Source organism: Nocardia sp. NPDC047648, assembly GCF_040642815.1.
Lineage (GTDB): Bacteria > Actinomycetota > Actinomycetes > Mycobacteriales > Mycobacteriaceae > Nocardia > Nocardia gamkensis.
Window position 1 is genome coordinate 234,252 of sequence record NZ_JBEYSX010000003.1, and the last position, 19,582, is coordinate 253,833.

The following is a 19,582-nucleotide window of genomic DNA, read 5'->3' on the forward strand; positions in this document are numbered from 1 at the left end:
CGTCGGTGGCTCGGCCGGACCCTCAGGGCGTGGCGGGTTCGACCTCTCGTTCGGCCCGCAGTGGTTGCCGCACCGTCACGAACCACGTCGCGTGGAACGCCGCCGCCAGTCCGGCCAGCAGTCCGAGCACCACCGTGCCCGCGAGCACCGGGTACTCGGCCATCGGCACCGCGAGGTAGCGGTAGGCCAGCAGTAGCGTGGCCAGGACGACCACACCGGAGCCGACCAGCCGGACCCGGAACCATCCCCAGCCGCGCTCCGGCTCACGCAGCGCCGATTCGACGGTGAGGCACAGCACCGCGCCCGCGACCAGGTCGACGCCGTAGTGGTAGCCGAAACCGAGGGTGGCGGTGAGGGTGGCCAGCAGCCAGAACGCGCCGCCCCAGCGCAGCCAGGCCGGGGCCGGCTCGCCGTCGCTGTCGCGGCGGGTGTGCAGGAACACCGACAGCGCCCAGGCCGTGTGCATCGAGGGCATGCAGTTGCGCGGGATCGCCGCGTCGAACGGCAGCGGCAGCGGGTTCCGGTCGATCGGCGGCACCACACCCGGCCAGTAGTTGCCCAATTGCAGCCCGTTTCCGTCCGGTCCGAACGCGAACATCGGCCCGACCACCGGGAACAGCACGTACACCAGGGGGCCGATCAATCCGAGCACCAGGAAGGTTCGCACCAGATAGTGCGACGGCCACCGCCCCGACGACACCACCCCGCGCAGCTGCCACACCGCCACGACGATGGCCGCCACGGGCAGCTCGATGTAGACCCAGTGCAGCACCGCGTAGACCACCGGCCCGAGCGCGTCGACCGCCCGGCCGAGCACCCACGACGGATCGCCCAGCGCGTGGTCGGCCAGGATCACGTACTCGTCGAGCACCGTCGGCCTGCCGATCACGGTGACGTGCAGCCAGACGTCGCCGACCTTGGTGGCCAGGATGAGCAGCGCGCCGAGCGCGGCCGCGTGCAGCGCGTTCCGCCGTTCGGCACCCGACCAGCGCAGCCAGGCCACCAGTGCCAAGCCGGTCAGCACGATCACCGGCCCGTTCCCGATCACGAACGGCTCTCCGGCCAGCAAGCGGGCGCCCGCCCACACCACGTCGACGGCGACCGCGGCGCCCACCGCGACCAGCCTGCGGCGGGCCGAGATACCCACCAGCGCAAGGACCAGCCCCGCCCAGGGCACCGACATGGACTTGGGGGTGCCGATATAGTCCCGCGCCACGCTCTCCAGCGGGCCGTCGAACCCCTGCCAGACCGCGACGACCTGCAACACGATCAGCAGGACAGGCACCGCGGCCACCGCCGCCGTGACCCGGACCCGGGTTCGCGGTACGGGACGGCGCGATACCGCGCTTCCTGCTTTGGCACCCGGGTCTTCGACTAGCATCCGACCATAGTAAACGGGGGATGAACGCCATCCCCCTGGCCAGCTGAACGACAGCCGACCTATCCGCCCCCGGACGTTACTGTTTCAGCTCCTCGACCAGCGCGTCCACCACCGCGATCAGGTCGCCCTGCGACGCCGCGGCGACGCGGCGCTGCCGTTGATAGGACGCGCCCCGCTTAGGGATCTCGGCCACCATCGCGAGCTCGTCCGCGCAGCCCAGTCGCGCCGCCGTCGGCTCCAGCCGGTTCAGCAGATCGTCCAGGTCGTCGGTGACCAGGCGCTCGTTGCTGTCGGCATCGGTGATGATGATCGCGTCCAGTCCGTACCGGGCGGCCCGCCACTTGTTCTCCTGCACATGCCACGGCGGCAGGGTGGGCAGGGTTTCGCCGTTCTCGACTCGCTGGTCCAGGTCGACGATCAGGCAATGGATGAGCGCGGCCAGCGCGGCGAGTTCGGCGCGCGTGGAGATGCCGTCGCAGACCCGCACCTCGATGGTGCCCCACTTGGGTGCCGGGCGGATGTCCCAGTGCATGCCGCCCAGCTGGGTGAACACACCGGTCTTGACCTCGTCGTGCACGAAATGCTCGAACTGGGTCCAGTTCTCGAACTGGAACGGCAGGCCCGCGGTCGGCAACTGCTGGAACATCAGCGTCCGGTTGCTGGCGTAACCGGTGTCCGATCCGGACCACATCGGTGAGCCCGCCGACAGCGCGAGCAGATGCGGATACGACAGCAGCAACGAGTTGAGGATCGGAAACACCTTGTCGCGGTGGGACACTCCGACGTGCACGTGCACGCCCCAGATCATCATCTGGCGACCCCACCACTGCGTGCGCTCGATCAGCTCGTCGTAGTGCTCCGACCGGGTGAGCTGCTGGGCCGACCACTGGGCGAACGGATGGGTGCCCGCGCAGAACAGGTCGACGCCGAGCGGGTCGGCCGCGCGCCGCACCGTGTTCATGGTGCCGGTCAGGTCCTCCACCGCCGCCCCCACGGTGTCGTGCACACCGGTGACGAGCTCGACGGTGTTACGCAGCAACTCCTTGGTCACCTGGGGTGTGCCGTCGTGGGCCCGCAGCTCACCGAGTGAATCGAACACCTCGGCGGCGGTATTCGACAGGTCGCGGGTCACCTTGTCCACCAAGGCGATCTCCCATTCGACCCCGATCGTGGGCCGGGGCGAACCTTCGAAGGGAACGTGCTCGATTCCTGCCCCGGCCATATACCACCGCGCTACTGGATCACGCCACAGGCGACACGGCCGCCCGCGTCACCTGTCGCTAGGGTCGACTCGTCGGGGCCCGCGACGCCATCGGCGCGGCTGTAACGATTCGGGATGTTGCCGAAGTTGTCGGCGTCGGCGTGGATGATCAGGGCCTTGCCCTTCACGTCGTCCAGCGTCACCGCGTCGGTGGTGGTGACCAGCTTGGCGACGCCGTCGCCACGGACCTCCAGCGAGGTCAGATCACCGCTGGCCGGATGCGCGTTGGCGCTGCCGACCTGCAGATGACCACCCGCGGACAGGAAGTCGCCCGCCGGGCCGCCGGTCGGTGCGACGGAGTTCGGCTCGCACTTGCCCGCCTGGTGCACATGCAGGCCGTGGAAGCCGGGGCGCAGCCCGTGGGCCTCGACGGTGACCTGCAGGTGGTTGCCGTCCTTGGCGAAGTTCGCGGTGCCGACCGAGGCACCGGAGGGGTCTTTCAACTGCACGTTCACCCCCTGCTCCGTGCTCGGCGTGCCGTGTTCGGTGCTCGACTGCCCGGCCGGGGCGGCGGACCCGGTCCACACCGGCGGGGTGGTTCCCTGGACGTCACTCGACTCCTGGCTGTTCGAGCAGGCGGCGAGGCCGAACACCGCGACCGCGAGCACCGGGGTCACAGTCCGCCAGGACGGGCGGCGAGTTGTGGACGGGGCCATCGGGGAACTCCTTTACGAGTACCGAGTTTACGAGTAAAGCTGGGTGGACACGTTCGTTACCGGACAAGATGATGCCACGCCGCCGTGCCGTGTCCCCGACAGGGCGGCGCGCCCTCACCTCACGTTCGCCGGTCCGAGCGTGCGAACAGCGGCCACACGGGTCAGTTACCCGTGACGATCACCGTTACACCCGGTCCGGTGTCCCCGATTCCGTCCGACTTCGGCGCCACCGACGCGCCGAGCTCGTCCGCGACGGCCTGCGCCGCCTCCTTGTCGCCGGGCGAAGTGCCGTAGTACACAGTGGTTTTCGAGATACTCGCGCCGGGATAGTTGCCCGTTTCCGCGATCGTCCACCCGCTCGCCGAGAGCTGGCCCGCCGTCTTGGCGGCGAGTCCGGGCACCATGCTGTTGTTCAGCACGCGCACCGGGACCGAACGGGCCGCCGTGGAGGTGGTCGGCGCGGCGGTCGTGGTCGGCGTGACCGTCGCCACCGCGGTGGACGACGACGCGACCGAGGTCGCCGCCTTGGGCGTGGTCGTGCTCGCCGGGATCTGGGGCGCGGCCGTCGCGCTGGAGGTGGGCGATTCGCTGGTCCCCGAGGCGTCGCTGTCGGCGTCGGAACTCGACAACGACATCGCGCCCAGACCGGCGAAGACGATGGCCAACGCGATCAGCACCATCGCAAGGGCGCGCAACGGTGGCCCACCGGAGGTGGGATTCGGGTAGCTCACCCTCGCGAGCCTAGTCGCACGAGGCGGGTCCGGGTCCGCATCGCCGGGTCAGACCTGGAATCCCAGCCGCCGCGCCGCGCGCGCCTTCTGCCTGCTCGCGCGCAGCCTGCGCAGCCGCTTCACCAGCATCGGGTCGGCGGCCAGCGACTCCGGCCGGTCCACCACCGCGTTGAGCACTTGGTAGTAGCGGGTCGGCGACATGGCGAACAGCTCGCGGATCGCCTCCTCCTTGGCCCCCGCGTACTTCCACCACTGCCGCTCGAAAGCCAGGATGTCGAGTTCGCGACGGCTCAACCCGGAGCCGTCCGCCTGGTCGGCCGGAGCCTGCCCTGTCGTGACATCTTCGCTCGCGGAAGGGCCGTCCTGGCTCTCGGAAAGATTCCGTGCCGCTGCGCCGTCCATCTCGCTCCCTCGCCGAGTGACCACCAGACGAAAATGGTGCTTGTACGTCGCGGAACATTCAACCACGCAGCCCGGGAATCGCCCGGGCCACGACGCGGCGTGTTCCCTACCTGCCGGTAGCCGCGGTACCCGGAGCGCTGTGACGTGGCACCCACGGCAATAATTGGCCCATGGCAATCCTCCCGATCGTGATCGTCGGCGACCCGGTCCTGCACAACCCGACCGAACGGGTCACCCGATCGCCGGAGGAATTGGCTCCGCTCATCGCGGACATGTACGAGACGCTCGACGCGGCGCACGGCGTCGGTCTCGCGGCCAACCAGGTCGGCGTTCCGCTGCGCCTGTTCGTCTACGACTGCCCCGACCTGGGCGCGGACGGCGCCGCGACCCGGCGCCGCGGCGTGGTGGTCAACCCGGTGCTGGAGACCTCGCAGATCCCGGAGTCCATGCCCGACCCGGACGACGACGAGGAGGGCTGTCTGTCGGTACCCGGCGAGCAGTTCCCCACCGGCCGCGCCGACTGGGCGAAGGTGACCGGCACCGACGAGCACGGCGAGCCGGTCGAGGTGGAGGGCAAGGGTTTCTTCGCCCGCATGCTCCAGCACGAAGTCGGGCACCTGGACGGGTTCCTCTACGTGGACGTGCTGATCGGCCGCAACGCACGGGCCGCCAAGAAGGCGATCAAACGCAACGGCTGGGGCACACCGGGTTTGAGCTGGCTGCCCGGCACCGATCCGGACCCGTTCGGGCATGACGACTGACCCCGCCGCCGGCCTGCCCGATATTCCGCTCGGCCGCCGCGTGGTGCTGCGCTATCGGTTGCCCGCGGGCTATCCCCAACCGTTGACCGACGTGATCGGCGAACTCGTCGCGCTGGATCCGCCGACCGTGCGCGGCGCCGACGGCACGGTCGTCTCGGTGGCGCCGGAGCGCGTGGTGGCACTGAAAGCGCTCGGCCCCAGGCCGATTCGCACCAAGGAGATCCGCGCGCTGGAGGCCGCGGCCGCCTACGCCTGGCCGGGCGTGGAACACGCGTGGATCGACGGCTGGCTGGCGCGTGCGGGCCGTGGGTACACCGGGCGCGCGAACTCCGCTGTGCCGCTGGGCAGTTCCGAGGCGCCCGCCACCGTGTCCGCGGAGACGCTGCACCGGATCGGCGAGTGGTACACCGCGCACGGCCTGCCCTTGCAGCTCGCGCTGCCCGATCGGCTGGCCCCCGTGCCGCCCGGCTGGCACAGCTGGCGAGAAACGCTCATGCTCGCCATCGACATCGATAATTTCGTGCTGCCCCAAGGTCCTTCGATGGTGCGGATCGCCGCCGCCCCCGACGCCGACTGGCTGGAGACGCACCGTTACGGCGGCGAAGTTCCCGCCGCGCAGGCGATTCCCGCACCGGATCCCGACGTGCTGACCGCGGTTCTCGACGGCGAACTCGGCTTCGCTTCGCTCGGCCTGCCGCGCCCCATCGCGATCGGCCGCGGCGCGCTCACCACCGCCCCGGACGGGCGCCGCTGGGTCGGCCTCACCTGCGTGGCCGTCGCCGCCGCGCACCGCAGGCACGGGCTCGGCTCGCTGGTCTGCGCCGAGCTGGTGCGCTGGGGTCACGACCGCGGCGCGACCCACGCCTACCTCCAGGTGGAGGCCACCAACGAGGCGGCCCGCGCGATGTATCGCGAACTGGGCTTCGTCGAACACCACGCCTACCGCTACGCCGCGCCGGAGCCACTCGCCGGGCCCGGCGGCCTGCGGTAGAACAGACCTGTCACCCGCGCGAAGGAAGGCCGCCGTGCGTCTCGCCACCTGGAATGTCAACTCGATCCGCTCCCGGCTCGACCGTGTCGCGGACTGGCTCGACCGCCAGGACATCGACGTGCTCGCCCTTCAGGAGACCAAGTGCCGGGACGACCAGTTCCCGTTCGAGCGCTTCGACGAACTGGGCTACGAAGTGGCCCACCTGGGCATCAACCAGTGGAACGGAGTGGCGATCGCCTCCCGGGTCGGCCTCGCCGACGTGGAATTCGCCTTCCCCGAGCAACCTGGTTTCGACAAGGACGCGGGCGAGTCGCTGATCAGCACGCCGGTCGTCGAGTCCCGCGCGATCGGGGCCACCTGCGGTGGCGTGCGGGTGTGGAGCCTGTACGTACCCAACGGCCGCACCTTGGCCGACCCGCACTACGCCTACAAGCTGGAATGGCTTGCCGCGCTGCGGGACAACGGCGCACGCTGGCTGGCCGAGGACCCGCAGGCCAAGATCGCGCTGGTGGGCGACTGGAACATCGCGCCGACCGACGACGATGTCTGGTCCGTGGAGTACTTCGCCGACAAGACGCACACGTCGAAACCGGAACGCGATGCCTTCCAGGCCGTCGTGGACGCCGGGTACGCGGACGTCATGCGTCCGTTCGCGCCCGGGCCGGGCGTCTACACCTACTGGGATTACACCCAGCTGCGCTTCCCGCGTAAAGAGGGGATGCGCATCGATTTCATCCTCGCCTCCCCCGCGCTCGCCGCCACCGCGACGGACGGGATGGTCGATCGCGAGGCACGAAAGGGCAAGGGCGCCAGCGACCACGCACCGGTGATCGCCGAATTCGCCGACGGACCCGAGCCCTCGTGACCCGCCCGGCGCAGCCGCCCTTCCCCCGCCGCAGCGGGAACCGGGCAACCGGCACCCGCCTGGGCGGGGTGAACAGCGACTCGGCCATGGGGCAACGGCAGCGGGCGCAGCACCTCGGCCCGGAGCGCCGCCGCCCGCAGGTACTCGACACCGCGCTCGCCATCGCCGTGGACAACGGCATCGCCGCGGTCACCATGGCCGCGATCGCGGAGCGGATGAACGTCACCCGGCCGGTGGTCTACGCCTGCTTCGCCGATCGGGTCGAGCTGATCGAGGCGCTGATCCAACGCGAGGAGGGCTACCTGGTCAGCGGTGTGCTGGAGGTGGTGACGCCGCGCGACGTGGACGCGGACGAGACCGTGTTCGTCGAGGGGTTCCGCGCGCTGCTGACGAAGGCCGCCGGCCGCCCCGACGCCTGGCGGCTGGTCTACGGCAACCCCGACCCCGCCGTGGCGAACTCGTTCGGTCGCGGCCGCAAGCTGGTCATCGAGCGCTGCGCCAAGCTTCTGCGACCGACGCTGCGCGCCTGGGGCACCGCCGACGCCGAGCGCAAGCTGCCCGTGCTGGTGGAGCAGTGGGTCTCCGCGGGCGAGGGTGCGGTGCGCGCGCTGCTCGCCGACCAGGAGGGCTGGACACCGGCGGATCTCGGCGCGTTCGTCGGGGCCGCGGTCTACCGCGCCCTGCGAAACGCCTGATAGACGACGCGGCCGCACTACGATGGTGATCAACTATCCGACCACCGGCTGGCGGAGGAACGGGCATGGCGTTCTATCGGCAAGTGGGTGCGGTACCGCCGAAGCGGCACACCCAGCATCGGGATGAGCAGGGCCGGCTCTACTACGAGGAGCTGATGGGCGAGGAGGGCTTCTCCGGCGACTCCTCGCTGCTCTATCACCGCGGCCTGCCGCCCGCGCTGGTCGATTCGACGGTCTGGGAGTTGCCCGATCAGCGGACCACGCCGAATCATCCTCTGCGCCATCGTCATCTGCGGCTGCACAACCTGTTCCCCGGCGACACGCCGTCGGAGACCGATCCGGTCACCGGGCGGCGGTTGCTGCTCGGCAACGCCGACGTGCGCATCTCCTACGTCGTCGCCAAGGGCGGATCGCCGTTGTACCGCAACGCGATCGGCGACGAACTGGTGTACGTGGAGTCCGGCGCGGCGGTGGTCGAGACCGTGTTCGGCGCGCTGCCCGCGCGGCAGGGCGATCAAGTGCTCATTCCGCGAGCCACCACGCATCGCTGGCGGCCCACCGGCCCGGAACCGCTGCGGGCGTACGTGATCGAGGCTGCAAGCCACATCACTCCGCCGAAGCGCTATCTGTCGAAGTTCGGTCAGCTGCTCGAGCACGCCCCGTACTGCGAGCGCGACCTGCACGGACCGGCCGAGACGATCGCCGCGACCGGCACCGAGGTGGAAGTGCTGGTCAAGCACCGGGCCGGCGGGCAGGTCGTCGGCACCCGGATGGTCTACGCCACCCACCCGTTCGATGTGGTCGGCTGGGACGGCTGCCTGTATCCGTTCACATTCAGTATCGCCGACTTCGAGCCGATCACCGGGCGCATCCATCAGCCGCCGCCCGTCCATCAGGCATTCGAGGGCGGCAACTTCGTCATCTGCAATTTCGTGCCGCGCAAGGTGGACTACCACCCGCTGTCGATCCCCGTGCCGTACTACCACTCCAACGTCGATTCCGACGAGGTCATGTTCTATTGCGGCGGCAACTACGAGGCGCGCAAGGGTTCCGGGATCACGCAGGGCTCGGTGTCGGTGCACCCCGGCGGTTACGCCCACGGTCCGCAACCCGGCGCCTACGAGAACAGCATCGGCATCGAGTACTTCGACGAGCTGGCCGTCATGGTGGACACCTTCCGCCCGCTGGAACTCGGTGAAGGCGCCCTGGCCTGCGAGGACCCGACCTACGCGTGGACCTGGTCCGGGCGGGGCCCCGCGTGAGGACCAGGGTGGAGGTATCCCCGGAGTCTTTGTTCGGTCCGGACAACCTGCCGTACGGGGTGTTCGCGCCGCGCGGAAGAAGCCACCGGGTGGGTGTGCGGCTCGGCGAACACGTCATCGATGTGCTCGCGCTCCTGGATGATCCGGTGTTCGCCGAACCGAGCCTGAACGCCTTCCTGGCGCAGGGGCCCGGACGCTGGCGCGCGGTCCGCGACCGGATTCGCGAGGCGGTCGAAGGCGAGCTGGACAGCGCCGCCGTCCATCCGCTGTCCGAGGTGGAACTGCGGCTGCCGGTGCGGATCGGCGACTACGTGGACTTCTACGCCAGCATCGATCACGCGACGAATCTCGGCCGCCTGTTCCGGCCGGACGGTGACCCGCTGCTGCCGAACTGGCGCCACCTGCCGGTGGGTTATCACGGACGGGCGGGGACCGTGGTGGTGTCCGGCACCGAGGTGGCGCGGCCGTGTGGGCAGCGCCGATCCGAATCCGGCGCGCCGGAGTTCGGCCCCTCCCGGCGGCTGGACATCGAGGCCGAACTCGGCTTCGTGATCGGTGTCGGCTCGCGACTCGGCGTGCCGGTCGGCATCGACGAGTTCGCCGACCGGGTCTTCGGCGTCGCGCTGGTCAACGATTGGTCCGCACGCGATATCCAGGCCTGGGAGTATCAGCCGCTCGGGCCTTTCCTCGGTAAGTCGTTCGCGACCTCGCTCTCACCGTGGATCACCCCGCTGGCCGCCCTGGAGTCCGCGCGCATACCGCTGCCCGAGCAGTCGCCCGCGCCACTGCCCTACCTGCGGGGTAACGAGGCGTGGGGCCTGGACATCGATCTCACCGTGGCGTGGAACGGGCAACCGGTCGCGCACCCGCCCTATGCCCGGATGTATTGGTCACCGGCGCAGATGCTCGCTCATCTCACCGTGAACGGAGCTTCTACCCGTCCCGGTGATCTCTACGCGTCGGGCACCATCTCCGGCCCCGAACCGGACCAGCGCGGGTCGTTCATCGAGTTGTCCTGGGGTGGGAGTCAACCGATTCCGGTGAACGACGGACAACGCACCTTTCTCGAAGACGGCGACGAAGTGACGATCACGGCATCGGCTCCCGGTCCCCGCATGTCCCGCATCGGATTGGGCGAGGTCACCGGCCGCATCCGTCCGGCGCCTCCGCGCCGAGCCCCCGCTGCCGAGCGGTAGTACCGGGGTCTGTCGTCGGCCGCTCGGCATCGGTTCGGCCGAGGCTCTCCACCGATCCGGGTGAAGCGCGCCGACGGCGGCGAAGTCCCCGCTCCGCCGGAGCGCAGCAGCAATCTTCCAGCGCTTGAGCTCGCCCCCTTCCGGGTACGCCGCGGCTACGGTTGCATCCGCCAGACAAGGAGCGAGGTCATGACCGATCGCCCGGACGAAGCGCACCGCAGGCCCGACGGCGTCGACGACACCACCGTCGCCGCCACCGGCAAACTCTCGGAGGCTCTGGAGGTCATCGAACGCGCCCGCGGTCACCTGTACGCCTTCCACCAGCTGACCGGCGGCGCCGACCTGGCGCTCGACGAGGCCGTGGGGCTGTTCCGCGACGCGGGCCACGCCCGCATCGCCGACCGGATATCCACCGAGTTGATCGGTCGCAACGTGCTGGCCGGACGCTGGACGTTCCAGATCATCGAGGAATACGACGACGGCTACTACGCCCTGTTCCGCGATCTCGAACGCGCCGCCCGAGACGAATTGCTCGACGGTCGCCGCCACCTCTACGAAGCCGAGATGAAAGAAGCCCGCCGCACCCGCGGCGCACCCGGCCATTCGGCCACACCGGAAGACTCGTGATCTCGACCGGAAATCCCGGGCATGCCGCCTGCGAGCAGGCGTGGCCGCCGAGGCGTGCAAGTCGGCGGCGGTTGTCGTGACCACGGTTGCCGCGCGCTCGCGTTTCCGTTCGCCTGGCACGAGCGCTGATCACGTCCTCCACGCCGCAGCAGATGTCGCGAACAACACGATCGCCGCAACCTCCGACTCGGAGTACTGCGACGATCGCGTGAGCCCGCCATATCCAGGCCGTAGATTCGCGTTCCCACTGGTCGGGTGCCCTCGCCATCGGCGGCACGCCGACCGAACACGCCGGTGCATCACACCTGCTTGACCGGCTTCGAGATTCCGGGGTCGAATGCTGAGCCGTCTGGGCTACGGCTGAGCTGGCCGGACTTCGCTTGCCTTGCGGTATTTTCCGTGGCTGCCTTCGCCGATGACCCATGTCACCGGCATGCCCGGTGTGATGAGTTGTTCGTCGCCCTGGTATTGCCAGAGGGAGAACCATACGTCGCCGGAGTGGCTGGCGATGAGTCCGTCGTAGGTGTCGGGCAGCCACCATCGGACCACACCGTCGAGGCTCGGATCAGGATCCTTCGCCGCCTTGACCTGCCCGAACGGTATCAAGCCGCCCGGCCCGCGCCATCCCCCGAGAGTGGGGAGCAACGGTTGGTCCCCACCCCCGGGGTCGGCGGGCCAGATCTTTCCACTGCGGGACAGGACATCGTCGTGAACTTCCCGGGCCAATCTGCACGCCACACCGTTGGGACTGCTCTCCACGGGGGTGGTGCCAATCACGACGCTCAAGGTCGGGATGGTGAATTCGATCCGCCATCCCGGTGGATCGGGTAGTCGGCGAAGACGCTCGGGAATCGCTTCATCGATGTGCACCTCGAAGCCGAGAGCCGACTCGATGTCGGCCGCCAGCAGGTCGGCACCTCGCCTCGAAATCTCCTGACCCATATATCTATCCTGCCGTGTAGGGGACGGTGCAACGGTTGATGGGGGGTCACATACAGGTTCTTGCCGGCGGCGTGAGAAGCGATGACATGGATTTCATCCCCTGATTCGTACCGGTAATGCCCATCTAGATATCGGGGGATCGACATGTGAAAGTTGTCGTCCTTGAACCTGTCATCCGTCTCGATGGCCCTGCCGTTGACCAATATCTGGTAGTCGTACCTGCCGGGGACGTCGGCGATCTTGTTGATGAACATGGCCCATGCGATGTTGCCGATGGGGTCCCCGTCCTTCGGCCTGGTGTCGACTTCGACTCTGCCCCACTGAGTGGTGACTCTGTAGTTGGTGCATGGCTGATACGAAGCTTGTGCGGTGCCGGAGGCCAGCACGCTCGCGATCATAGCGATCGTCAGTGTCGCTGCGAAGAGAAGCGTTCGACCGACTCGGCTCGTCGGCGCAGCTGACGGATCATTGCAAACCTTCATGGGATATCCCCCTCTTTCGTCTAAACATGATTCGACTTGCCAACTCCGGCACCGGATCCGTGTCACCCCCGAGCACGAGACACCCCCGACCTGCGAATAAAGGCAGTCGATACATTGGACGCGCCAGCGTCGTGATCGGTTCCGCCGCAACATAATTTACGCGTCATGCATCTCCTTGCCGGCTGCGCGATGGCCCGCACACCATTGCCCGCCTACCCCGCTTTCCGGAAGTGGTCCGCCCCCGACCTGCGGCACCCCTCGGCCTCGTACGCGGCCAGTGGCGAAGGCCTCTAATACCCGCATAAGCGTCCGGGCGCGGCCCGCACCGCGCTGACCGAGACTGCCGCCTCGTGCACCCGCTCATCCCGGCACGCGACTTTCGACCGCGCCTCGGAACGTCGCCGCCGATGCCACTGCCTGGGAGTTCGCTCGATCGCGGCGAATCGCCGGGCAGGCGGCCGGGCGGGCCGGGTATGGTCGGGCGGGAAAATTTCACAACCAACGGGGGCTCGCACCAGCGGGCTGAGAGGACGGCTAGCCGAGAGGCGTCAGGGCCGTCGACCGTATGAACCTGACCGGGTAATGCCGGCGTAGGGAGGAAAAAAATGGCACCCGCCGCTGCGTCCGACGGCGCAACCGCACCAGTCGACAGCGTCACCACCGGCCCCATCGAGGGCAGCGTCAAGCACTATCTCGAAGTCGAAGACCTGCGCATACCGGTGCGCCGGATCAATTTGACCAATGGCGAGCACTTCGACGTCTACGACACGTCGGGGCCGTACACCGACGAGACGGCGACGATCGATCTCGAAGGCGGTCTACCGAAGCTGCGTGACACCTGGACCAGATCCGAGGGGGCGGGCCCGCGCACCCAGCTGGCCTGGGCCCGCGAGGGCATCGTCACGCCCGAGATGCGCTTCATCGCCGCGCGCGAAGGCGTCGCGGCGGAGCTGGTGCGCGAAGAGGTCGCCGCGGGCCGCGCGGTGATCCCGGCCAACCATAAGCATCCGGAACTCGAGCCGACCATCATCGGCAAGAAATTCCTGGTCAAGATCAACGCGAACATCGGGAACTCGGCCGTCTCCTCCTCGATCGCCGAAGAGGTGGAGAAGATGGTGTGGGCGACCCGCTGGGGCGCGGACACCATCATGGACCTGTCCACCGGCAAGAACATCCACGAGACGCGCGAGTGGATCCTTCGCAACTCGCCCGTCCCGGTCGGCACCGTGCCGATCTACCAGGCGCTGGAGAAGGTGAACGGCGACCCGACGGCGCTCACCTGGGAGATCTACCGCGACACCGTGATCGAGCAGTGCGAGCAGGGCGTGGACTACATGACCGTGCACGCGGGCGTGCTGCTGCGCTACATCCCGCTGACCGCAAAGCGGGTGACCGGCATCGTCTCGCGCGGCGGGTCGATCATGGCGGCCTGGTGCCTGGCGCATCACCAGGAATCGTTCCTGTACACGCACTTCGAGGAACTCTGCGAGATCTTGGCGCGCTACGACGTCACCTTCTCCCTCGGCGACGGCCTGCGGCCGGGCTCCATCGCCGACGCCAACGACGAGGCGCAATTCGCCGAGCTGCGCACCCTGGGCGAACTGACCAAGATCGCGAAATCCCATGGCGTGCAGGTGATGATCGAGGGTCCCGGTCACGTGCCGATGCACAAGATCGTGGAGAACGTCCGGCTCGAGGAGGAGTGGTGCGAGGAGGCGCCGTTCTACACGCTCGGCCCGCTCGCCACCGACATCGCACCGGCCTATGACCACATCACCTCGGCCATCGGCGCGGCCATCATCGCGCAGGCGGGCACCGCCATGCTCTGCTACGTCACCCCGAAGGAACACCTGGGCCTGCCCAACCGCGACGACGTGAAAGTCGGCGTGATCACCTACAAGATCGCGGCGCACGCCGCCGACCTGGCCAAGGGACACCCGCACGCCCAGCAGCGGGACGACGAACTGTCCAAGGCCCGTTTCGAATTCCGCTGGCGTGACCAGTTCGCCCTGTCCCTCGACCCGGACACCGCCCGCGAGTACCACGACGAAACACTGCCCGCCGAACCCGCCAAGACCGCGCACTTCTGCTCGATGTGCGGCCCCAAGTTCTGCTCGATGCGGATCTCGGCGGACGTGCGCGAATACGCCGAACGCCACGGCCTGAACGAGGTCGAGGCGCTGGAAGCGGGCATGGCGGAGAAGTCCGCCGAGTTCGCGGGCAAAGGCAACGCCGTCTACCTGCCCGTCGTCTCGTAACGACCGCCCGCCGCCCGCCGCGATCCGGCGGGCGGCGGTGTTCTTCCAATATGGTGGGCCGAGAAGGCATTCGGCGACGGTATCGTGGTCGTCATCGGCAGCGGAGCGGCTGTGAACGCCAGGACCTACTGGCCGTCGATGGCCGACGACTTCGCCCGCATCCAGTGAGTTGTAGTCGTTACACTCGCAGCTGCGGCGCTCAAGCAAGGTCCTTTCGCGCCTGTTTCAAAAAGTCGTTGGTAATGTTTTCGAGGTCTACGACGAAGTCAAGACCCGCTTTCCCTAGAGAAGATGCGGCTTTTCGCCATTCGTCATCCCCCCAACTAGGGTACGTGTTTTTTGAAATGTATCGACTGAGGAATGGTCCCATGTGATCATTGGAAAAAAGGTCGGCACGGTTTACAAACCGGTCTGCGATCAGGAACATGCTGTCACTTCCCGTCATCCATACGGTGTTCAAAGCGTCCACGAACAGAATCTGGGCCTTGCCGACCTCTCCCAGCTTCGCGATTTGGAGATTGGGTGGAGTGGTCGGTTCGATCAACAGGGGGCTGGCCTCGGACAATGCACCCTCATAGCGGTTCAGAGTGCTGAGGAACTCTCGGTACAGCTTTTGACGGCTCTCCCTCGCCGCCTCTGATGCGGCCAGCTGACTACTTCGGTTCGACTCATTGATACTCACATAGACAGCGGCACCCGCAGATACAAAGCTCGAGACCATGGCAGTGACCAGCGCTGTAATCAATGCATAGCGTCCACTGCGGGACGCAACCTCCGACGCTCGCCCCGAATCGGCCTCTGCGACTTGCCCGTGGCCAGAAGGCGGCATCGGCGATGCGTCCGGTTCCTGAGGTGGATCAGTTTGCGTTCCGCCCCCTGATTGTTGCTGCGGTTCGGTACCCATCGTCCCTCCGCTCACGTCACCTCAATGGATATGCATAGGATCATATGATCCGAATTCTGCCTACCAATTACACGCTCTACGGCGTGTTAGCGCGATAGCTGGAGTTCGTAGACCGGGGCACTCGGGACTTCCACTCGACCGGACGTATCAGCCCTTGCGACGAGACCTCAGTGTGTCGGCCGAGGTTGTCGCGAGCGATCGCGGGGCCGAGATCCGAGGATTCGCTCACCATGGCCGCGCCGAATTCGTTCGCCAGGACCTCGTAGTGCGGCGCGATCTGATCGATCTTCTTGGACTCAGATCCGGGCCAGTACGGGGAGTCGTGGGTGGTGTCGCGTCGTGTGATGACACTCCGTACCGCTTGTACGTCGACCAGGTACGAAATCCGTACCCGCGAGGAGCAGTCCGGCCCGGCGGCCGAACCGGTCAGGATTCGAGAAGCGCTGCTCAGCGAGCCACTAATAGCGTGACTGTGGTGTGCGTCCCCGGCCTTTATGACCTAAGGAGAAACGGAATGAAAGCGAATATCAGCTCGATCCTGCTCGGCGTCCAGGACATGGATCGGTCCAAGCGTTTCTACGTGGACGGGCTCGGTTGGAAGGTCGATCGAGACTACGGCGTGTCGGTGTTCTTCTCGGCCGAGGACGGGCCGCTCATCGGCTTCTACGGTCGCGACGGTCTTGCCGCGGAGATGGGTACGAGCCCGGAAGGGAGCGGTTTCAGCGGGCTGGCCCTGACATACGTGGTACGCAGTGAGGCGCGGGTCGATGAGATTCTCGCCGAAGCCGAGAAGGCCGGTGCCACGGTCCTCAAGCCGGCCGCTGCCGCGCAGTGGGGTGGGTACGGCGGCACCTTCGCGGACCCGGACGGCTACATCTGGAGCATCGGCTACAGCGCCCAGGGCGAGGATCAGCCGTACGCCGAGTAGCTGCCGAAACGAGACTCCGATGCCCCAGGAGCACTGGGAGATCGAACGCAGTTGCCCGGCTTCACGGTTGCCAGGCTGACAGCGGTCAGGTCAGTCGAGCGACGCGGCGCCGTTCTTCACGGCTCCGCGTCGCTGACCACGGATACGTCCACCCCCTCCATCGGGCGGGTTGAACCGGGAAGAGGCGCGGATCGAAAGCGGCCTTCCACACATGACTTTTCCGATCAGAACCGCTCGGCGATCAGTAGGACTGGAGTTCGATCAGCGTGCCCTCCGGGTCACGCAGGTGGGCGGTGCGCAGCCCGGGACCCCACTGCGGCCGATCGGCCGGACCCGCGACGACCGTCGCGCCGTGCTCGGCGCACAGTTTCGCACCCGCGTCGACATCGCGGACCCGGCAGACGAACATGACCGCGTCCTGCGACGGCGCGGCTCGCTCCGGCAGCGCCGACGTCGCGACGACCTCCGCCATCGCGGAGCGATCGAAGAGCACAAGCGCACCTTCGTCGCCGACGTCCCAGTTCGCATAGGGACCCGCAGCGGTTCCCTTGATCAGGGTCGCCCCGATCAGCTCGGGCAGCACGGCCGCGTAGAACTCGAAGCTTTCGGCGAATCGGGTGACCAGAAGTCTTGGATGAAGTGCGTCCACGGCGTCTCCAACTAGTTGGTGCAGACCTATTGTAGGTTCGGACCTACAATAGATCGATGGACTCCGGACGCGCACTGCCGCCGAGCCTGCTCGGGCTCGACATCTACCTCCTGTCCCGAGTGGGCAAGACCGCGCGCGGCCGATTCGCCGACCGGCTCGCCGCCCGCGGCCTGCGCCTGTGGCACGTGGCGATCCTCGCGGCGCTGGCCGATTTCGGCCCGCACGCTCAACGGGATCTGGCCGAGCGCCTGGCCATCCACCCCAGCGACGTCGCCAAGATCGTGGACGAACTGCAAGCCGCCGGTCATGTGGAACGCACGCGCGACGACCGCGACCGTCGCCGAATCACCGTGCGCATCACCCGCACGGGCCGCGCGGCATTGCGTTCCCTCGATCGAGAGGCCGGTCGGGTCGGCGACGAAATCCTCGCCCCATTGGACACGGCCGAGCGCGATCAACTGCACGCGATGCTGGAACGCGTCTTCGCGCATGCGCATCCGGAGTCGGCTGTCGAGTGATTTCGGCGACGACCCGCTGCGTGAGCATCTCCGGCGGCATCGGCCAGAGGTGACCACCTCGCTCTGGTCGCTCGTACGAGTCGGACGAATGGTCGCCGTCGCGCCATGACCGCCCGGATGCGCCGAGATCAGAGCACCGTCTGCTCGATCAGGCGGCGGGCCGCGCGATCGGTGCGCTCCACCTCGCCGGTGATCATCCGGTCCTGCAAAATCCCTCGCAGGCCCGACACAAGCAGGGTCGCAACGACTTCGGGGTCGTCAATGGACGGAAGGTTGCGCAGCCCGTCGGCCAGCGCCGCCACGAACGCGGCGATCGCCGAGACGGCGTAGTCGGCGTACGGACTCCGCGGAGCGCATGCCGCGCCGAGGACTTGCAGCATCACCCGCACGCTCGTGCGGCCCTCACCGGAGGTGTTGGCGGTCCAGAAGTCCCAGAGACGGTCGCGGAGTTCGGACGCATCCCGGATATCGGCGAAGACGGCCGCGACGTCGGGGCGCTGCGTCGCCAGCGCTTGGACCAGCAGCTCTTCTTTGGTCGTGAAGTAGTAGATCAGCATGCGCGAGCTGGTGCCGAGTTCGGCGGCCAGTGGGCGCAGCGACAGGTCCGCGAGGCCGTGGTCGGCGATGTAGCGCACCACGGCGGCGAGCAGTTCGGCGCGTTTGGCGTGGTCTAGGGGGCGGGCCATGGGTTGACTGTAGCGATTGGTACAGGTATTCATGACATCGTGACTGTAACAATCGCTTCAGAAACTCGGGATTCGGTGGTGGTCACCGGGTACGCGGCGACCACGTCGCTGGCCGACGACATGGACACGACCTGGTCCGAATTACTGGCCGGGCACAGCGGAATCGGCGCGCTCGCAGACGATTTCGTGGCCGAGTACGACCTGCCGGTCCGCATCGGCGGCAAGCTGAAGTCACAGCCCGGCGCCGAGCTCACCCGGGTCGAACAGCGCAGGCATTCCTACGTCGAGCAGATGGCGCTGGTGCTCGGCCGCCGGGTCTGGCGTTCCGCCGGCGCGCCCGAGGTGGACGGTGACCGATTGGCGGTGGCCATCGGCACCGGGCTCGGGGGCGGCGACGCGCTGATCTCGGCGGTCGACGCGATGCGCGCGGGCGGCTATCGCAAGGTGTCGCCGATGTCGGTGCCGATGGTGATGCCGAACGGTCCCGCCGCCACGGTCGGGCTCGAGATCGGAGCGAGGGCCGGCGTTTTCGCTCCGGTGTCGGCCTGCTCCTCGGGTTCGGAGGCGATCGCGCACGCGTGGCGGCTGATCACCACCGGCGAGGCGGACGTGGTGGTGGCGGGCGGCGTCGAAGGGCATATCGACGCCGTGCCCATCGCGAGTTTCGCCATGATGCGCGCCATGAGCACCCGCAACGACGACCCGGAACGCGCGTCACGCCCGTTCGACCGGGACCGCGACGGATTCGTCTTCGGTGAGGCGGGCGCGCTGCTGGTGCTCGAGTCCGAGCGGCACGCTCGCGCACGCGGGGCCGCCGTGCACGGGCGGGTGCTCGGCGCCGGCATCACCTCCGACGCCTATCACATCGTCGCGTCCGAGCCGGAGGGCATCGGCGCAGCTCGCGCGATGCGCAAGGCCATCGAGACCGCAGGACTGCGGGCTTCGGATATCCAGCATGTGAACGCGCACGCCACGTCGACCTCCATCGGCGACGCGTCGGAGGCCAACGCGATCGCGTCCGTGGTGCCCGATGCCTCGGTCTACGCGCCGAAATCCGCGCTCGGGCATTCCATCGGGGCGGTCGGCGCGTTGGAGTCGCTGGTCGCCATGCTCACCCTGCGGGATCAGGTCGTCCCGCCCACCTTGAACCTCGACAATCTCGACCCGGCGATCGACCTGGACGTCGTCGCCGGCGCGCCGCGCACCCAGCGCATCGATTTCGCGCTGAACAATTCGTTCGGCTTCGGGGGGCACAACGTCGCGCTGGCGTTCGGCCGGGTCTGACCTCGAGTTCCGTTCCGGAGCGGGCTACCGTCGTTGTACAACCGACCGATCGGCCCGAAGGACGGACAGCGACGTGAGCGAGCACCGGCGAAGGACCCGAGGA

At 67.9% G+C, this 19,582-nt stretch carries 21 protein-coding genes and 1 riboswitch; of the genes, 11 read left to right on the forward strand and 10 right to left on the reverse strand.

The genetic code is table 11. The features are described 5' to 3' along the window. Positions 1-22 precede the first annotated feature (22 nt). The 5 genes from ABZ803_RS09740 to ABZ803_RS09760 all read right to left on the reverse strand — a co-directional run bounded on the left by ABZ803_RS09740 (position 23) and on the right by ABZ803_RS09760 (position 4,431). Positions 23-1,381, reverse strand: coding sequence for a DUF5933 domain-containing protein (locus ABZ803_RS09740; protein WP_357034741.1), 1,359 nt, complete (start codon positions 1,379-1,381; stop codon positions 23-25). A gap of 76 nt (positions 1,382-1,457) precedes the next feature. After that, entirely contained in the window at positions 1,458-2,603 is a 1,146-nt protein-coding gene (locus tag ABZ803_RS09745; protein ID WP_357034743.1) for a glutamate--cysteine ligase, read from the reverse strand. A gap of 11 nt (positions 2,604-2,614) precedes the next feature. Next, on the reverse strand, positions 2,615-3,298 hold the full coding sequence (locus ABZ803_RS09750; protein ID WP_062967951.1) for a superoxide dismutase family protein: 684 nt from the start codon (positions 3,296-3,298) through the stop codon (positions 2,615-2,617). 161 nt (positions 3,299-3,459) lie between these two features. Beyond that, the gene (locus tag ABZ803_RS09755; RefSeq protein WP_040870641.1) at positions 3,460-4,029 is read right to left on the reverse strand and encodes a LytR C-terminal domain-containing protein; all 570 of its coding nucleotides are present in this window, start codon (positions 4,027-4,029) and stop codon (positions 3,460-3,462) included. A gap of 48 nt (positions 4,030-4,077) precedes the next feature. After that, positions 4,078-4,431 (reverse strand): DUF3263 domain-containing protein, encoded by a 354-nt coding sequence (locus tag ABZ803_RS09760; protein WP_040870643.1) that lies wholly within the window; start codon positions 4,429-4,431, stop codon positions 4,078-4,080. 170 nt (positions 4,432-4,601) lie between these two features. Here ABZ803_RS09760 and ABZ803_RS09765 point away from each other — a divergent pair, with 170 nt between their 5' ends. The 7 genes from ABZ803_RS09765 (at position 4,602) to ABZ803_RS09795 (ending at position 10,828) form a co-directional block, all read left to right on the forward strand. Then, on the forward strand, positions 4,602-5,192 hold the full coding sequence (locus ABZ803_RS09765) for a peptide deformylase (RefSeq protein WP_040870645.1): 591 nt from the start codon (positions 4,602-4,604) through the stop codon (positions 5,190-5,192). After that, a complete protein-coding gene (locus ABZ803_RS09770; protein ID WP_357034746.1) occupies positions 5,182-6,183 on the forward strand; it encodes a GNAT family N-acetyltransferase in 1,002 nt (333 codons plus the stop codon). Before ABZ803_RS09765 ends, ABZ803_RS09770 begins: the two co-directional genes overlap by 11 nt. Positions 6,184-6,217: 34 nt before the next feature. Continuing rightward, the gene (locus ABZ803_RS09775) at positions 6,218-7,048 is read left to right on the forward strand and encodes an exodeoxyribonuclease III (protein WP_357034748.1); all 831 of its coding nucleotides are present in this window, start codon (positions 6,218-6,220) and stop codon (positions 7,046-7,048) included. An 86-nt stretch (positions 7,049-7,134) separates the two neighbouring features. After that, on the forward strand, positions 7,135-7,743 hold the full coding sequence (locus ABZ803_RS09780; RefSeq protein ID WP_357035421.1) for a TetR/AcrR family transcriptional regulator: 609 nt from the start codon (positions 7,135-7,137) through the stop codon (positions 7,741-7,743). Positions 7,744-7,808: 65 nt separating this feature from the next. Then, the gene (locus ABZ803_RS09785) at positions 7,809-9,005 is read left to right on the forward strand and encodes a cupin domain-containing protein (protein WP_357034750.1); all 1,197 of its coding nucleotides are present in this window, start codon (positions 7,809-7,811) and stop codon (positions 9,003-9,005) included. Positions 9,006-9,013: 8 nt separating this feature from the next. After that, positions 9,014-10,201: a fumarylacetoacetase gene (fahA, locus tag ABZ803_RS09790; RefSeq protein ID WP_357034752.1), complete on the forward strand. Its 1,188-nt coding sequence runs from the start codon at positions 9,014-9,016 to the stop codon at positions 10,199-10,201. Positions 10,202-10,390: 189 nt separating this feature from the next. Beyond that, positions 10,391-10,828 carry a hypothetical protein gene (locus ABZ803_RS09795; RefSeq protein ID WP_357034754.1) on the forward strand — a complete coding sequence of 146 codons (438 nt, stop codon included), beginning with the start codon at positions 10,391-10,393 and terminating at the stop codon, positions 10,826-10,828. A gap of 354 nt (positions 10,829-11,182) precedes the next feature. Here the strand turns inward: ABZ803_RS09795 and ABZ803_RS09800 are convergent, their stop codons facing one another. Beyond that, positions 11,183-11,614: a hypothetical protein gene (locus ABZ803_RS09800; RefSeq protein ID WP_357034756.1), complete on the reverse strand. Its 432-nt coding sequence runs from the start codon at positions 11,612-11,614 to the stop codon at positions 11,183-11,185. Beyond that, positions 11,611-12,156: a hypothetical protein gene (locus tag ABZ803_RS09805; RefSeq protein WP_357034758.1), complete on the reverse strand. Its 546-nt coding sequence runs from the start codon at positions 12,154-12,156 to the stop codon at positions 11,611-11,613. Before ABZ803_RS09805 ends, ABZ803_RS09800 begins: the two co-directional genes overlap by 4 nt. 587 nt (positions 12,157-12,743) lie before the next feature. Next, positions 12,744-12,866: riboswitch (TPP riboswitch) on the forward strand. Between ABZ803_RS09805 and thiC the strand changes: the two genes are divergently transcribed. Beyond that, entirely contained in the window at positions 12,858-14,510 is a 1,653-nt protein-coding gene (gene thiC / locus ABZ803_RS09810; RefSeq protein ID WP_040870651.1) for a phosphomethylpyrimidine synthase ThiC, read from the forward strand. Its footprint overlaps the riboswitch before it by 9 nt. Before the next feature lie 199 nt (positions 14,511-14,709). Here thiC and ABZ803_RS09815 read toward each other — a convergent pair whose 3' ends face one another. Next, positions 14,710-15,414, reverse strand: coding sequence for a hypothetical protein (locus tag ABZ803_RS09815; protein WP_357034760.1), 705 nt, complete (start codon positions 15,412-15,414; stop codon positions 14,710-14,712). A gap of 514 nt (positions 15,415-15,928) precedes the next feature. On the opposite strand from ABZ803_RS09815, the gene ABZ803_RS09820 reads away from it, so the two are divergent. Further along, positions 15,929-16,342, forward strand: coding sequence for a VOC family protein (locus ABZ803_RS09820; RefSeq protein ID WP_357034762.1), 414 nt, complete (start codon positions 15,929-15,931; stop codon positions 16,340-16,342). Positions 16,343-16,583: 241 nt separating this feature from the next. Here the strand turns inward: ABZ803_RS09820 and ABZ803_RS09825 are convergent, their stop codons facing one another. Continuing rightward, positions 16,584-16,991, reverse strand: a complete 408-nt coding sequence (locus tag ABZ803_RS09825; protein WP_357034764.1) for a VOC family protein — start codon at positions 16,989-16,991, stop codon at positions 16,584-16,586. Between the two features lie 56 nt (positions 16,992-17,047). On the opposite strand from ABZ803_RS09825, the gene ABZ803_RS09830 reads away from it, so the two are divergent. Then, complete coding sequence (locus tag ABZ803_RS09830; protein WP_357034766.1) at positions 17,048-17,509, forward strand: MarR family winged helix-turn-helix transcriptional regulator; 462 nt, start codon at positions 17,048-17,050, stop codon at positions 17,507-17,509. A 128-nt stretch (positions 17,510-17,637) separates the two neighbouring features. Here the strand turns inward: ABZ803_RS09830 and ABZ803_RS09835 are convergent, their stop codons facing one another. Next, entirely contained in the window at positions 17,638-18,195 is a 558-nt protein-coding gene (locus ABZ803_RS09835; protein ID WP_357034768.1) for a TetR/AcrR family transcriptional regulator, read from the reverse strand. A 39-nt stretch (positions 18,196-18,234) separates the two neighbouring features. Here ABZ803_RS09835 and ABZ803_RS09840 point away from each other — a divergent pair, with 39 nt between their 5' ends. Then, complete coding sequence (locus ABZ803_RS09840) at positions 18,235-19,479, forward strand: KasA/KasB family beta-ketoacyl-ACP synthase (RefSeq protein ID WP_357034770.1); 1,245 nt, start codon at positions 18,235-18,237, stop codon at positions 19,477-19,479. The last annotated feature ends 103 nt before the right edge of the window (positions 19,480-19,582 follow it).